The sequence below is a fragment of the Paenibacillus sp. J22R98 genome (genome assembly GCF_059383835.1).
This window is the reverse complement of record NZ_JBXENW010000007.1, coordinates 368465-383604: the sequence shown is the minus strand read 5'-3', so window position 1 is coordinate 383604 and position 15140 is coordinate 368465. Positions and strand designations below refer to the sequence as shown.

12 protein-coding genes are annotated in these 15140 nt (G+C 52.3%); 11 read left to right on the top strand and 1 reads right to left on the bottom strand.

Annotated elements, in window-relative coordinates; translation table 11 throughout:
- The first annotated feature begins 274 nt into the window (after positions 1-274).
- The 4 genes from AC50Y3_RS21065 (at position 275) to AC50Y3_RS21050 (ending at position 6014) form a co-directional block, all read left to right on the top strand.
- A complete protein-coding gene (locus AC50Y3_RS21065; protein ID WP_494820684.1) occupies positions 275-1210 on the top strand; it encodes an ABC transporter permease in 936 nt (311 codons plus the stop codon).
- Positions 1211-1225: 15 nt separating this feature from the next.
- The gene (locus AC50Y3_RS21060) at positions 1226-2116 is read left to right on the top strand and encodes a carbohydrate ABC transporter permease (RefSeq protein ID WP_494820683.1); all 891 of its coding nucleotides are present in this window, start codon (positions 1226-1228) and stop codon (positions 2114-2116) included.
- 93 nt (positions 2117-2209) lie between these two features.
- Positions 2210-3793, top strand: coding sequence for a DUF3502 domain-containing protein (locus tag AC50Y3_RS21055; protein ID WP_494820682.1), 1584 nt, complete (start codon positions 2210-2212; stop codon positions 3791-3793).
- Positions 3794-4025: 232 nt separating this feature from the next.
- Positions 4026-6014, top strand: a complete 1989-nt coding sequence (locus tag AC50Y3_RS21050) for a methyl-accepting chemotaxis protein (protein ID WP_494820681.1) — start codon at positions 4026-4028, stop codon at positions 6012-6014.
- An 846-nt stretch (positions 6015-6860) separates the two neighbouring features.
- On the opposite strand, the gene AC50Y3_RS21045 is transcribed toward AC50Y3_RS21050, so the two are convergent.
- Complete coding sequence (locus AC50Y3_RS21045; protein ID WP_091220103.1) at positions 6861-7067, bottom strand: cold-shock protein; 207 nt, start codon at positions 7065-7067, stop codon at positions 6861-6863.
- Between the two features lie 201 nt (positions 7068-7268).
- Between AC50Y3_RS21045 and AC50Y3_RS21040 the strand changes: the two genes are divergently transcribed.
- The 7 genes from AC50Y3_RS21040 (at position 7269) to AC50Y3_RS21010 (ending at position 15137) form a co-directional block, all read left to right on the top strand.
- Complete coding sequence (locus AC50Y3_RS21040; protein WP_494820680.1) at positions 7269-8363, top strand: CgeB family protein; 1095 nt, start codon at positions 7269-7271, stop codon at positions 8361-8363.
- Positions 8364-8407: 44 nt separating this feature from the next.
- On the top strand, positions 8408-9553 hold the full coding sequence (locus AC50Y3_RS21035; protein ID WP_494820679.1) for a CgeB family protein: 1146 nt from the start codon (positions 8408-8410) through the stop codon (positions 9551-9553).
- A 163-nt stretch (positions 9554-9716) separates the two neighbouring features.
- Complete coding sequence (locus AC50Y3_RS21030) at positions 9717-11240, top strand: glycosyltransferase family 4 protein (protein WP_494820678.1); 1524 nt, start codon at positions 9717-9719, stop codon at positions 11238-11240.
- Positions 11241-11280: 40 nt separating this feature from the next.
- Positions 11281-12378, top strand: a complete 1098-nt coding sequence (wecB, locus tag AC50Y3_RS21025) for a non-hydrolyzing UDP-N-acetylglucosamine 2-epimerase (protein ID WP_494820677.1) — start codon at positions 11281-11283, stop codon at positions 12376-12378.
- Positions 12368-13351, top strand: a complete 984-nt coding sequence (locus AC50Y3_RS21020; protein WP_494820676.1) for a polysaccharide biosynthesis protein — start codon at positions 12368-12370, stop codon at positions 13349-13351. The genes wecB and AC50Y3_RS21020 overlap by 11 nt, the downstream gene beginning before the upstream one ends.
- On the top strand, positions 13348-14190 hold the full coding sequence (locus tag AC50Y3_RS21015) for a dTDP-4-dehydrorhamnose reductase family protein (RefSeq protein ID WP_494820675.1): 843 nt from the start codon (positions 13348-13350) through the stop codon (positions 14188-14190). Before AC50Y3_RS21020 ends, AC50Y3_RS21015 begins: the two co-directional genes overlap by 4 nt.
- Positions 14187-15137 (top strand): NAD-dependent epimerase/dehydratase family protein, encoded by a 951-nt coding sequence (locus AC50Y3_RS21010; protein WP_494820674.1) that lies wholly within the window; start codon positions 14187-14189, stop codon positions 15135-15137. The genes AC50Y3_RS21015 and AC50Y3_RS21010 overlap by 4 nt, the downstream gene beginning before the upstream one ends.
- The last annotated feature ends 3 nt before the right edge of the window (positions 15138-15140 follow it).

The following is a 15140-nucleotide window of genomic DNA, read 5'->3' as shown; positions in this document are numbered from 1 at the left end:
GCTTCACGTTTATGCATCCACAGTACAAACGAGCTCTGCCAACCACAACGATATTTATCCATAATCCTTCAGGCCTATGAAGGATTATTTGTTTTGCCTAAAAAGCAGGATTAGCTAGTTTTTTTGTTTTTGTACAGTGGATTTTCGGCGCATTTCAGTATCGTACAGTGCTTTTTCGACGCTGCAAAAATGAGCAGTTTCGCCGCTGCCCCAAAGCGCCGTATGCTCAGAATCGTAAACAACGAAATTGCAAAACCGCATAAAGGAGGAGCACATGAGCAGAAGAACCACTTCGGTTTTGAAGAAGGAATGGAAACATTTCATGAAAGGCAGAAGCTTATTACTGATTAGCCTGCCTGCGATCATCGTCGTCTTTATCTTCTATTACCTGCCGCTGTTTGGCATCGTGATCGCATTTAAAGACATCAATTATGCCGACGGCATTTGGGGCAGCGCCTGGTCAGGCTTAAACAACTTTAAGTTCTTCTTTAATTCGCAGGATGCGATGCGGATAACTCGAAACACGCTCCTGTTGAATGGGGTATTCATCATCGTCGGGACATTCTGCTCCGTTATCGTAGGACTGCTGATGGCGGAAATGGGCAGACGGCTCGTGAAGATTTTTCAAACGATCCTATTCTTCCCTTACTTTCTCTCATGGGTCGTCGTCGGGTTTGTTACTTATATTCTGCTGAACCCCACGTACGGCGTCATCAATAAGGTAGTGGAACAATTTCATGGCACAGCCGTTGATTGGTATGGCAATCCGTCCTATTGGCCGCTCATTCTGACGCTGACTTATTTGTGGAAGAACGTCGGTTACACCGCGATTATTTTCTTCACCGGCTTACTTGCGATCGATTCGAGCTATTATGAAGCCGCTTCGATTGACGGAGCTTCCCGTCTTCAACAGATTCGCAACATCTCGATTCCACTGATCACGCCGCTCATCACGATGCTGACCATGTTGAATATCGGACGTATTTTCTACTCGGACTTCGGCTTGTTCTACTTCATACCGAGGGATGCAGGGATGCTCTACTCGACAACCGATGTGATGGACACCTACGTGTATCGGTCGCTGCGCGTCGTCGGAGATCTCGGCATGGCCTCCGCGGCAAGCTTGTATCAGGCGGTTGTCGGACTCCTCTTAGTCCTGACCACGAATCTGCTCGTTCGAAAATACAGCAAGGACAACGCGTTGTTCTAATGGAGGTGAGCGCAAATGCACGCAGCTAGAGCGGGCAGACTGGGCGGCAACAATGTACTGATCGTACTGGTTTTGACCCTGCTGTCGATTCTGATTATTTTTCCTTTGCTGTACGTGGTTTCGGTATCGCTCTCCTATGACGCCGACATCGCCAGGTACGGGTACCAGCTCATTCCGAAGCGGTTTACGTTTACCGCCTACTCTTATTTGCTCCAGAATCCGAAGCTGCTGCTGCAATCGTATTTCATAACGATCGTTGTGACAGTGGTCGGAACCGCAATCGCTCTGCTCCTTACGTCTTCCATTGCTTATGTCATGACGCGTAAGGATTACAGATACAGCAAGGCAACTACATTCTTCGTGTTCTTCACGCTCCTCTTTAATGCGGGGCTTGTACCGTCCTACATGATCATGACGAATGTGCTGCATCTGCAGGATACGATTTGGGCGTTGATTCTTCCCTATGGCGTCAGTGCTTGGTTCGCGATGCTGATGAAGGGGTTTATGCAGGGGCTGCCGTTTGAAATCATCGAATCCGCAAAAATCGACGGCGCAACGGAGCTGAGTATTTTCGTGCGAATCATACTTCCGCTATCGAAGCCGGCTTTGGCGACGATCGGGTTGTTCTACGCGCTGGCGTTCTGGAATGATTGGTGGCTTGCCATGCTCTACATTCAGAACGAGAAGCTGATCCCGCTGCAGTTCTTCTTGAACCGCATTATGACCAATATCGAGTTCCTTACTAAGAATGTGCAAGCAGGAATCAGCGTCGATCTGAGCGCGATTCCAACAGAGTCATCCCGTATGGCGATCGCGATTCTCGCTGCCGGGCCGATGCTGTTCGCCTTCCCGTTCTTTCAGAAATATTTGGTTAAAGGATTAACGGTCGGTGCGGTCAAGGGTTAAAGCTCATGAATGAGGCTCGGCTTGAAAAGTTGTACTGGATTATCGGTCCGTTCTCGGATGATAATAAATAGTAATCACAGGAGGGTTATTTCAATGAGAAGAAGAGGGTTCAAGTTTGTTACGGCAACACTGACAGCGGTTCTTTCCGTTAGCATGCTGCTTAGCGGCTGCGGCAACAGTAACACAGAGAACGATGCAAAATCGTCTGCGAACAACGGCAGCACCAAGGCGGATAACACGGCAGCAAACAATTCGGCAGCGAACACGACTGCAACGGATGCATCCAAGCTCGATCCCTATGAAATTACATGGTATTTGCCGCAAAGCGTTTTCCCGGATGCGAAGCTCGTACAGGATGAGATGAGCAAGATTACGAAGGAGAAAATCAATGCGACACTGAACATTCAGCTCGTCGATTGGGGCACTTACGATCAGAAGATGCAGGCCATTGCCGCTTCCGGTGAGAATGCGGATCTGATCTTTACCTCCAACTGGACCAACGATTATTTGCAAAATGTGAATAAAGGCGCGTTCCTCGACATTACGGATCTGCTCCCGCAGTACGGACCGGACATTCTGAAGCAGGTGCCGGAAGCAGCATGGGATGCGGCCAAAGTGAAAGGCAAGCTTTATGCCATCATTAATACACAAGTACTGGCAAGAACACCGGGCGTTCTGATTAACAAGACGTTCCTCGATAAGTACGGCTTCACGGCGGATCAATTTAAGACCCTTCAAGATTTGACGCCGTTCTTCGAGAAGGTTAAAGCCGGCGAGCCGGATAAATTCCCGTTCAGCCTGAAAGGCGACACCGATGTCATGGGTAACTACGGCAGTGCGCTTGGCATTGAATATTTCTCGCAGAAAAACCCGGGTGTCGTCTATATCAACGATGACAGCTCGAAGGTTGTTAATTTGTACGAAACACCTGAATTCACGAACTTCTTGAAGCTCATGCATGAATGGTTTGAGAAAGGCATTATCCGCAAGGATGCTTCCACATTGAAAGATACAAACTCCGATGAGCTGGCAGGCAAATACGTGTCCTCCACATTTACCGTTATCAATCCGGATTCAGCGGCTAACCAAGCGGCAAAATTCGGAGGCGGGGATGCAGCGAACGTGGCAGCAGTTGAGTTCTCCAAGCCTTACATGAGCACGGGCTCCATCATTGCAACGATGACGGCGATCTCCCGCACGTCCAAAGATCCGGCCAGAGCGATGATGTTCTACAACCTGCTCTATTCTGATCCGCAACTGTTTAATCTGATGAGCTTCGGTATCGAAGGCAAACATTACACGAAGGTTGGGGACGACCTCATTCAGAAGATCGACAATACCGGCTACTGGATGGATTCCGGCTGGGAGTATGGCAATATGTTCAACTCCTACCGCACAAGCCCAACACAGCCGAAATGGTTCCCGGCAGGTCCTGACAAGAATGCGGCTGCAATTCCTTCCAAGCTGCTTGGCTTCTCCTTTGATCCGAGCAATGTGAAGAGTGAGCTTGCGCAAACGGCCTCCGTCGTGGATGAGTTCTACGCAGGTCTGGTAACCGGTATCGCTGATCCGGATACGACACTGACGAAGATGAACGAGAAGCTGAAGAAGGCAGGTCTCGATAAGATTTTGTCGGAAATGCAATCACAGATCGATGCCTGGAAAGCATCGAAATAAATGACGAGGCCGGCGGTTCTTTCCTGATTAGGAGGAGGAATCGCCGGCCTTTTTTTGTCCGAAATGAAACGAGTTTCTCTGCTGCCAGGATGGCGAAAGCCGGTTCATCTTTATGGAAAATTTACGCAGAATATCGTCGAATAAAGGAGGTAAATGCTGAATTTTGTCGAAAATATATCGTACTATTGAAGTGCTTGCTAGGGATGACCAAGATTAATAAGGAGGAAACACCATGATTACAACGATCTTTAATCCTGCTATTAAACTGATGAATCGCTTGAACTACGCACAGAAATTTATCATTATTGGCGTTGTTCTGATCATCCCTGTCGCATTATTGATGTACTTCTACATTTCGGAGAAGAAGGTCGGCATTGAATTCGGCAGGAAGGAATTAATCGGAAACCAATATAACGCAGGCATGAAGAATATGCTGCAGATTGCACTCGACTTGCGGGAGCAGACGACTTCCCTTCAATTGGGTGAAATCGGAAGCGAGGCCGCGATTGCTGAGAGTCAGAACTTGATGGCGATGGCGATGAAGCAGCAGCAAACGCTTGAAGACAAATATGGATCAAAGCTAGGGACAGAGACGGCTTGGAAGAAGCTGCAATCCGACTGGCAGGATTTCAAGAGCAGCATGCCCAAAGCAGGTGTAGTGGATGACGAGTACAAGAAATATGATGTACTGATACAGGATCATTTGGATTTAATTACATTAGTAGGCGATCATTCGAATTTGGTCTTGGATCCGGATTTGGATTCGTACTATATCATGGATATTAGCTTAGTGAAGCTTCCGTATATGACTGATTTGCTCAGCGCATCCGCCGTCATTGCAAACCGTGCGATCTATGACGGAGAGTTGACGCAAACGACGAAGCGGCGATTGGATCGCTATTTGACTCAAATCGAGAGTAATCTCGCGGAGATCGAGAAAAACCTGCAGACGGTTTACGCCTACAATCCTAGCTTGCGAGAGGATATGAGCCGCGTTGCAACGGAATCGGCTGCTTCATTCAATACGTTCGTGGAGCTGATGAATGAACGGTTTATGGAAGCGAACCGGGTACCTGTGGGAGCTGGGAGTAAGGATGATTTGAGTGGTGACGCGATATCCGCGGCTTTCTCTTTGTACGAGACCTCCTCGGATGTTCTGGATGACTTGCTGCATAAGCGGGTGGATGGCTTCACATCCGAACGGTTGCGGAGCACACTCTTTATTTCGCTGCTTCTGCTGCTGGCGACGTATCTAACCATCGGATTCTGTATTTCCACGCGAAGTTCGCTTCGGCAGTTGGCGGATATTTCAGCGAAGGTGGCACGGGGCGATTTGACGGTGAACAGCGACTTTACGTCGAGGGATGAGGTTGGCCAGTTCTCGCGTTCGTTTAATGATATGGTGACGAGCCTGCGCAGCGTCATTGCTCATATGAAGGAGTCGGCGAATTCCGTTTCCGTTGCTTCCTTCGATATTACGAAAAGTACGGATGAGATCGCCAGAGGAAGCAATGAGCAGGCAAAATCCGCCCAGTCGATTAATGAGCTGATGCAGGAGCTGTCGGTCGCGATCGATACGGTTGCCATCCGTGCAGAAGGTGCTGCTAATCTGTGCGGTGATACGCGAAGTGTAGCAGAGGCGAGCGATCGGATCGTACAGCGCTCCATTCAAAGCATGGACGTACTCAGCGATAAGATGAGCACCTTGCAAGCAGCATCGTCAAAGATCGGTGAAATTATCGGCGTGATCGATGAGATTGCGCAGCAGACCAACCTGCTCGCCTTGAATGCGGCGATTGAAGCGGCCAGAGCAGGGGAGAACGGCAAAGGTTTCTCCGTTGTAGCCGAAGAGGTACGTAAGCTGGCCGAGCGCAGCAGCGAGGCGGCCAATCAAATTACCGGCATTATCGAAGAGATGCAAACCTTCGCGTCGGAGAGCTCGCAAGCGGCACTCGATTCCGTCCTGTTCGCGAAACAAACCGGCGAATCCTTGGTACATATCACGCAAAAGGTGAGCGAGGTTACGGTGCAAGTGACCGATATCGCCGCAGCCAGCGAGGAGCAGTCGCGCCAAACAAGAGAAGTGCTCGAGGCCATCGAGAACATCGCGTCCGTCAGCGAGGAAGCTTCTGCCAGCTCCGAGCAGACGGCGATGAGCTCGCAAAGCCTCTCCGGGCTGTCGCAGCAACTGTCCCAGTCGGCGGCTAGGTTTACGGTTTAAATTTGTAGGTGCCAAGAAAGTCCCGTGGGGGGACTTTTCTTGGCACTTTTGTTTTTTGGTTGGAGGTAGCGCCAACCGCCACTTTACCTCTGAGGTGAAGATGAGAGTCGGAAAATCCGACTCTCATGGCCAAAACCACGCTGAGATGAAGCTGAGAGTCGGGAAAACCGACTTTCAGCGAACCAACTAACCCAATTCCTCCTTTGATGGATGCTGAGAGTGGGAAAATCCAACTCTCAGCGCTGAAAACATGCCGAAATGAAGCTGAGAGTCGGAAAAACCGACTTTCAGCGAACCAACTAACCTCTTTCCTTCTGGATCTGGTGCTGAGAGTTCGAAAATTGAACTCTCACCGCCGAAACCACACCGAAATGAAGCTGAGAGTTCTAAAATCGAACTTTCAGCGAACCAACTAGCCTCTTTCCTCAAAAAGGGCGAGATTACTGAGGTTTCGGTGATCGAGCCACTTCGAGAGCGGTATATCCGCATAAGCGCACCGATTCGACTACGTTTCAGCACTTTTAGCGGCATATCCGCTAAAAGCATCCAGAAAGGGCGAGATTACTGGGGGTTCGGCGATCGAGCCACTTCAAGAGCGATATATCCGCTTAAGCGCATCGATTCGACTACGTTTCAATGCTGTTAGCGAAATATCCGCTGACAGCCCCAGAATGGAGGGCACTGGCACAACCCAACTAGAACATGAAGAGGCTGACCTTTAATCATCATCGATGATTAAGTGTCAGCCTCTTCATGCTGTTTATCTCTCGCTGCCCCATAGGTCCAGCAGCTCTCTGAATGAGATGAATACTGAGTTGACCAGAGGTCATCTCAAAAACCAATCATCTACTGAAAGCTGCGCTTGGTGCCGTTGGTGAGGACGGGCAGGCATTTGATTTCGCTGGTCATGCTGGAATGGCAGATGGGGCAGCTTGGAAATTCGCCGAATGAGAAATCATTTCGCATCCAGCAGCTGCAGTCATCGTTACTGCATGTCCAAATGGACGTTTGCTCTTCCGGAATCGGTTCAACCACTTTCTTTGAGAAATGAATAATCAAGCCCTCCTTCATGTTCATGCCGTAACCTCTTTTAATATGTGACTGTACTGCCAGAAATATACTACTTTTTTCAAGACAATCTGCCTTAGGGGTCAAACGCCAATTTTGTAAGCCAAGCGGACAAGTGACCAAGAGCCTTGCCTGTCATTCGCATATATATGGAGACAGAATACTCGAAAATCAGGGGTGGAGCATGTGCAGGCGAAGCGAAAATATTACGCCAAGGCAGCAAGAAAAGGATTCGCCGCTGGATACAGCAACGGCCAGCGGGATGGCGCTTGCGACTTCATCTACCGCCGAATGTATCCCGCCGCAGCATTCCCCAAAAGGAATGTCTGTGTACTGTACATTCCGCAGGGCTTTGAAGCCATCGACCAAGGCATCATTGAAGCGCTTCGCCAAACCGTGCGCGAGGTGCATGTAGCTGATGCTAAATTCATGGCCGAGCAAGCTTCGTTCATCAGACCGGATTGGATGCTGGTCCTCAACGGATTGCATGTGTTCCCGGACGATCATTTGCAGCAGGTGGATGCGGTGCGGGCAATGGGCATTCGTACGGCCATTTGGTTCGCGGATGATCCGTATGTAACGGCAGATACGGTGCATATCGCGCCGCATTACGATGTTGTGCTTACACATGAGCTGAGCACACTTGACCTGTACAGAGGACTTGGCTGTGCTGAGGTGGTCTACATGCCGCTGGCTGTCGATCCCAATTGGTTTAAGCCCATGAAAGTGGAGGCCGTGCATCGCAGCGATATTTGTTTTATCGGGCAAGCATTCTGGAACCGCGTGGAGCTGTTCGATGCCATCGCTCCTTACCTGAAGAACCGCAAGGTGTTTATTGCAGGAGGTCTATGGGATCGACTGCGCCACTATAAGCAATTGCAGAAATTCATACGAATGGGCTGGCTGCCGGTCGATGAATCGATCCGCTACTACAACGGCGCCAAGATTGTCATTAATATGCATCGGACTACAGAGCAGGGCAAGGACAATAAAAACGAGCTGAACCTGCCGGGCAGATCCATCAATCCGCGCACGTACGAGATCGCAGCCTGCGGCACGCTTCAACTGACGGATGTGCGCGAAGACTTGCCTAACTACTATGTGCCTGGCGTAGAGCTCGATACCTTTCATTCACCGGATGAGCTCATTATGAAGCTGGACTACTACTTAAAACATGAAGAACAGCGCAGACAAGTTGCCTTACGGGGGCTGCATCGCACCTTGAAGGACCACACATTCGCTCAACGTTTGCAGCTGGTAGCTGAGGTGCTGAAATGGTGATTAGGAGCAGAAGAAAAAGGTTCAAGCAGGGAGGGGCGAATCGAATGGCGACCAAAACACGAAGACGCCGAATCCGCAAGGGCAAAGTGGTTCGGGGACTTCGGGGTGAAGCGCGGGGAAGAGTAGACGGATTCCGGCTTGGCTGGCAGCACGGTCATTGGTTCGGCCAATGCGAGTCGGTCTTGCAAAATACGGCACAGACTCAGATTTTCCCTGTGAGACAGGCGCATGTGCTGTTTGTCGCGACGGGCAAAGGATTCCCATATTCGCCGCTCGATGAGGCCATAGCGAATGCGCTTCGTGCGCAGGTGACCCAATTGACGATTACGGATACCTTGCAGCCGGTAGCAGATATCGCGCTTCGGATCAGACCGGATATTGTAATCGTGCTCGATGGTCTACAGTTCAATGTCGCCCATGCCGATGCCATGCGGGCAGCCGGTATTCGGACCGCCATTTGGTTCACGGATGACCCTTACTATACGGACATCACCTCAGGTATTGCGCCTCATTACGATGAAGTGTTTACCCTAGAGCTGGTCTGTGTCGACTACTACCGCAGGTTAGGCTGTCCGAATGTCTATTATTTGCCGCTCGGAGCAGATCCGGCAGCGTTCAGACCGCGCAATCCGCTGAGGTCGCAGCGCCATGATATTTGCTTTATCGGTTCGGCTTATTGGCGGCGCGTCGAGTTTTTTAATGAGGTTACGAAATTTCTTGCCACGAAGGATACACATATCTCAGGTATCTGGTGGGAGCGGCTGAAAGACTTCCAGCTCATGAAGAACAAGATTGAGCTTGGCCGATGGATGGGACCCGAGGAAACCGCGAACATGTACAACGGCGCCAAAATCGTCATTAACATGCACCGTGCCCACGATGACGAAACCTTCAACAATAATAGTGCAGGCATCGGCGCAGTTTCACCGAACCCGCGGACGTTTGAAATTTCGGCCTGCGCAGCACTGCAGCTGACAGATGTTCGCAGTGATCTCGTATCCTTTTACACCCCGGATGTGGACATTGTGACCTACGCTTCGCCGCAAGAGATGATAGACAAAATTCACTATTATCTCGCGCACGAAGAAGAACGAAAGGCGATCGCCATGCGCGGGATGTACCGAACGATGCGGGAACATACGTATGGCAAAAGGATCGAGAGACTGCTTGCGATATTGTTTCCCGGTTAAAAGGGGTACAGCTGTCCATCACAGTGAGCAGCGGAGTTAGAATTGGCCGTATTTGTGCGTTTGGAAAGGTTCAAATGTCGTGCCGCGCAAGTAGCCTTCTCAATATATTGTACAACTAGGGTTTTGATAGCTGCGAAGAAACAGGCGGAGGGGAGTCAACCAATTGAAGCTTAGCAAACCAAAAATGCTAGTATTCTCGCATATTTGCAGCCCTCAATATGTGACCGGCGCTGAGAAACTGCTGCTGTTTATGGTCAGGGAGCTGTTGCCCTCCTTCGCCTGCACGCTCGTCGTTCCCAATGAGGGCATTATTGCCGTAAATGCTCGCAAGCTGGGAATTACGGTCATCGTGCATCAAATTCCGCTGGTCGTGCCTCTGTATCTAGGACTCTCTCATATGACCGATGAGATAGGCGCTCACCAGCAGGACCCGCTGTGGCTGCAGTTGATCCAGCTCATCCACTATGAGCGGCCGAGCATCATCATCGCCAACACCTGCGTACATCCGATGCCTGCGATTGCCGGCAAGATGCTCGGCATTCCTGTCGTCTGGACCGTCATGGAAGCCATTCGTGAAACGCCTCATACGGCGCTCGCGGCTTCCATTATCGAGCAGTATTCCGACTACATCGTCGGCATCTCGGAGACGACTCTCGCACCGCTCCGCACCCCGGGGATGATTCCCAAATCGACGCTGATTCCGCCATCTTGGCAGCAGAGCGAGCTGAATCCGGAGAGCTGGCAGCAGCATCGTATCAACCGGCGAGGTCAGTTGGCGATACCCGATGATCGGCGGCTGGTGGGGTACATTTCATCGTCCATCTTCGAGGCGAAGGGACTAGAGCATTTCATGCAAATGGCCGTCAACACGGCCGAGCAGCATCCGCATGCCATGTATCTCATTGTAGGGAACCCCGTGGATCAAGGCTATTTTGACAAATGTATCGGGATTGCCAGAGACCGCGGACTGATGGAGCGATTTCGCTGGGTTCGGTTCGAGGAGCAGGTGGAGACGGTTTACCCGGCCATGGATGTGCTCGTTGTTCCCAGTTTAACGGTGGAAGGGTTCGGCATGACGGCGCTCGAGGGCATGGTGTTCGGGAAACCGGTCGTCGTGTACGGCTCCGGCGGACTCTCTGAAATAGGCCGAGCTACCGGAAATGAAGCCTATGTTGTGCCGATGGGGGATACCGAAGGGCTGACACACCGTGTGTCATCCCTGCTCGCAGATGAGGTTGCACTTCAAACGATCGGGGCTCGCAATGCACAGAAGGCTCATGAAGTGTATGGGATTAGCGCTTATCGTGATCGACTAAGCAGGTTCATTGCTACGCTCGCCGTTCACGGATACTACCCGCCAACTGTGCTCAAGGGCAGCACGCCAACGATCTACAAGTTTGATAATGGCGTTCTCAGACCTTTTCGATCGAAACGCTCCTTCTATCGAGCAGGACATCGGATGGAAGAGATTCGCGAGGTACCGGATGTTTACATTGCCGCATGGCCGAAAGGCGCGCCGATTGGCACGGCGTACAGAAGTAGAAGAAAGAGTCGCAAACGGCTGACAGGCCGGATAGGGAAAACCGGGCGCCGCCGCAACGGCGTTCGAAAGCAAGGCAGCTTGAAGCGCCGAAGGCAGCCGGGGCGCCAGAGAAATCGGGCAAGAGGCGCTAAGAAGAAACGATAGCAGCTCACCCGTAAGTTGAACGACGAAGGAGGGACGTTTCATGCGCGTTGTAACGATTTTGGGCACGCGCCCGGAAATTATACGACTGAGTCTTATCATTCAGAAGCTGGATGCGCTGGCCGAGAAGCATGTGCTCGTGCATACAAGACAGAACTTTTCGCCGTCGCTCAGCGATGTGTTCTTTAAGGAGATGGGGCTAAGGCAGCCGGATTATCTGTTCACGGAGACAAGGCAGACGCTCGGCGGGCAATTGTCCGTCATGTTTGCAGAGGTGGAACGAATTCTGGTTGCCCATGAGCCGGATGTAGTTCTGCTGCTTGGCGATACGAACAGTGCACTCTGCGCCATCATCGCGGAACGGATGGGCATTCCGGTTGTGCACATGGAAGCGGGCAATCGCTGCTACGATCTATCGGTGCCGGAGGAGAAGAATCGCCGGATCATCGATGCCATTGCAAGTATTAACATGCCGTATACGTCATACAGCAAGAACAACTTGCTGCGTGAAGGGTTCCCAAGCAATCGAATCGTGCTGACAGGCAATCCCATCCATGAAGTAATTGAACATTACAAGCCGCAGATTGATGCCAGCGATGTGCTGGAACGCTTCGGTCTGCAGCCTGGCAGTTACGTGCTCGTGACAGCGCACCGCGCGGAGAACGTCGATGTGCCGGAACGGTTGACCGGCATACTGGAGGGGCTTAATCGCGTAGCGGCGCGCTTTGACAAGCGAGTCATCTGCAGTGTTCATCCGCGGACGAGATCGCGGATCGACAGCGGTTCGGTGAGCGTGGAGATGGATGATCGGGTAGTTTTCTATGAGCCGCTGGGATTCTTCGACTTTGTTCGGCTGGAGCAGCATGCGTTTTGCGCCATCACGGACAGCGGCACCGTGCAGGAAGAATGCTGCCTGTTCGGAGTTCCAACCGTAACCATTCGGCAGACGACCGAGCGTCCGGAAACGATTGATTGCGGCAGCAACGTCGTATGCGGCTTGAAGGCAGAACGAATCGAGGAGGCTGCGGTCATCATGACTTCGCTGCCTGCAGCTTGGGAGTGTCCGGACGGATATTTGGCAAAAGATGTGTCGGATAAAGTGGTTAAATTTGTGCTTGGAGGGAAATGGAATGTTTACTAATCAGCGCATACTGGTCACCGGGGGAACAGGGTCCTGGGGCTACGAACTGATCCGCCAGCTGCTGCCTCAGCAGCCCAAACAAATTATTGTGTTTTCCCGTAACGAGTCCAGCCAGGTGGCGATGAGCCGCACGTTTGAAGATCCGCGTCTGTCCTTCTGTATCGGAGATATTCGCGATAAAGAAGCATTGATGCGTGCTTGCGAGCGTGTCGATTACGTGTTTCATTTGGCAGCGCTGAAGCATGTGCCCGTTTGTGAGGATCAGCCGTATGAGGCGCTCAAAACGAACGTCATCGGAACGCAAAATGTCATCGAAGCCGCCATCGCAAACGGGGTCAAACGAGTGGTCTACATCTCCACCGACAAGGCGGCGAACCCGTCGAATTTCTATGGCATGACCAAAGCCATTGGCGAGAAGCTGATCGTGTACGCGAATTTGCTGCATTCCAATACGACATTTGTCTGCGTACGCGGCGGAAATGTACTTGGCACGAACGGAAGCGTTGTGCATCTGTTTATGAATCAGATCAGAGATAAGGGGCAAGTGCGGATAACGGATATGAACATGACGCGTTTCTTCCTGACCTTGCAGGATGCAATTACGTTATTGTTCAAAGCATCGGAGGAAAGCATTGGCGGGGAAATCTTCGTAATGACGATGCCAACCTGCCGGATCGTGGACTTGGCTGCTGTGTTGATCGAGGATTTGGGCATTCCTGCGACAATGGTGACAACAGGGATCCGCCCAGGGGAGAAAATACATGAGATTCTGCTGACAGACCACGAAAGCACGACTACGGTTGTGTACGATGAAGAGTATTTGGTCATTCTGCCAACCCTTGATATTCCGGGGCTTCGTCAGCATTACAGCAGCTATCCAAGCGTTGATTTCGAGAGCTACAGTTCCAGTCAGTCGCTGCTGACGAAGGAAGAAATTCGTTCGATGCTGAACCGGGGCGGGTTTCTGTCATGAAGCTGCTCATTATCGGAGGAAGCGGCATGGCAGGTCATGTTCTGATCCGGTATTTTGAACAGCTGCATCCCGAAATGGATGTTGTGTACACGACGCGATCGTCAGAGGAGGGAGCTAACGGGCTTCACCTGGATGCTCTGGACCATGAGTCTGTAGCTGTACTTGTGCGTGCAGTACAGCCGGATATTATCGTCAATGCGGTGGGCGTGCTGAATCAGGAGGCGGAGCAGCACCCGCTGGCCGCTTATCAGGTGAATGGGTTACTGCCTCACTGGCTGCGGCATCTGGCGGATCATTTAGACACGCCGGCTCGCGTCATTCATATCAGCTCGGACTGCGTATTCAGCGGGATGAAAGGGACGTATACGGAGCAGGATGTGCCAGATGGCACCTCCGTATACGCGAGGTCCAAGGCGCTTGGAGAAGCGCCGGGATCCCGCCATCTCACGATTCGCACTTCCATTATCGGTCCTGAAATCCGGCCGCAGGGGATCGGACTGCTTAAATGGTTTCTGGAGCAAAAGGGAACCGTCAACGGCTATGCGAGAGTGTGGTGGAACGGGGTCACCACGCTTGAGCTGGCCAAAGCGGTGGATTATGCAATTGCGAATCCGACGATTGGAGGATTGGTCCATTTGACAGCTGCCGAAACGGTAAGCAAGCTTACGCTGCTGCACTTGTTTCAATCCGCTTTCCAGGTGAGCGGCGTTAAGATCATATCGGATGACCGGCTTTATTTGGATCGGACGCTTGTTTCCTCGCGCAGCGATTGGGGTTATCTTGCACCAGGCTATGTACCGATGCTGGAGGAGCTTGCGAACTGGATGAATGAAGGTTGAGCCGCCCGCGCCTGCTAGTAACAGGGGCCGGCGGCTTCTGCGGCGAGCATGCCTGCCGGTACTTTAGCAGCGCAGGCTGGGAGGTGACGGCGGTCGTTCGCCGTCTGCCGCAGCAAGATGCGGAAGAATGGACGTGGCTGAACGCCGTTCATGCGGTTGTGACCTGCGATCTGGCTGCGCAGTCCGAGGTGCTGGCGGTGATAGAGCGCGCCAAGCCGGAATATGTGCTGCATTTGGCAGGTGCCAATGCAGTTGGCGCTTCATGGAATGATCCTGCAGCCGTGCTGCAGAGTAATGTGATGGGAACCGTGCACGTGCTGGAAGGCGTGCGGAGGGTAGGGACTCCTTGCCGGATCGTAGTAGCCGGCTCGATGCTGCGTTTTCCGCTCGTTGCAGCTGATCACGGAGGTGCAGAACGGCCGCAGCCGCAGCATCCCTACAGCTTGAGCAAGACGATGCAGGTGCTGATTGCGCAGAGCTGGACGTCGCTCTACGGCATGGAGGTCGTGATCGCCGAGCCGTCGAATCTGATCGGCCCCGGCCGATCCGGCGGCTTGTGCGCGCTGCTTGCGCGCTACGCTGCCAAGGCGGAGCTAGCAGCAGCGAGCGGTGCTGCTCCGCCGGCGCCGTTCCGGCTGTCCTCGCGCAGCGAGCAGCGCGATTTGCTTGATGTGCGCGATGCGATTCGCGCCTATGAACTGCTGCTGCGCGCCGGAGAGAGCGGCCGCATCTACCCGGTCGCCTCCGGCGTGATGCGCACGCTCGGCGAGATCGCAGATGCGTTCGACGCGCTGGCGCAGCATCCGCTGCAGTGGGAGGTTGGCGAGTCGCAAGCCGCCTCGCCTGCACCGGTGAATTGCGAAGGCGTCATCGCCCTTGGCTGGACGCCGTTAATAACGCTTGAGCAGTCGCTGCGTGAAACGTTGGAAGCGGCGCGACTGCGCTGAAGC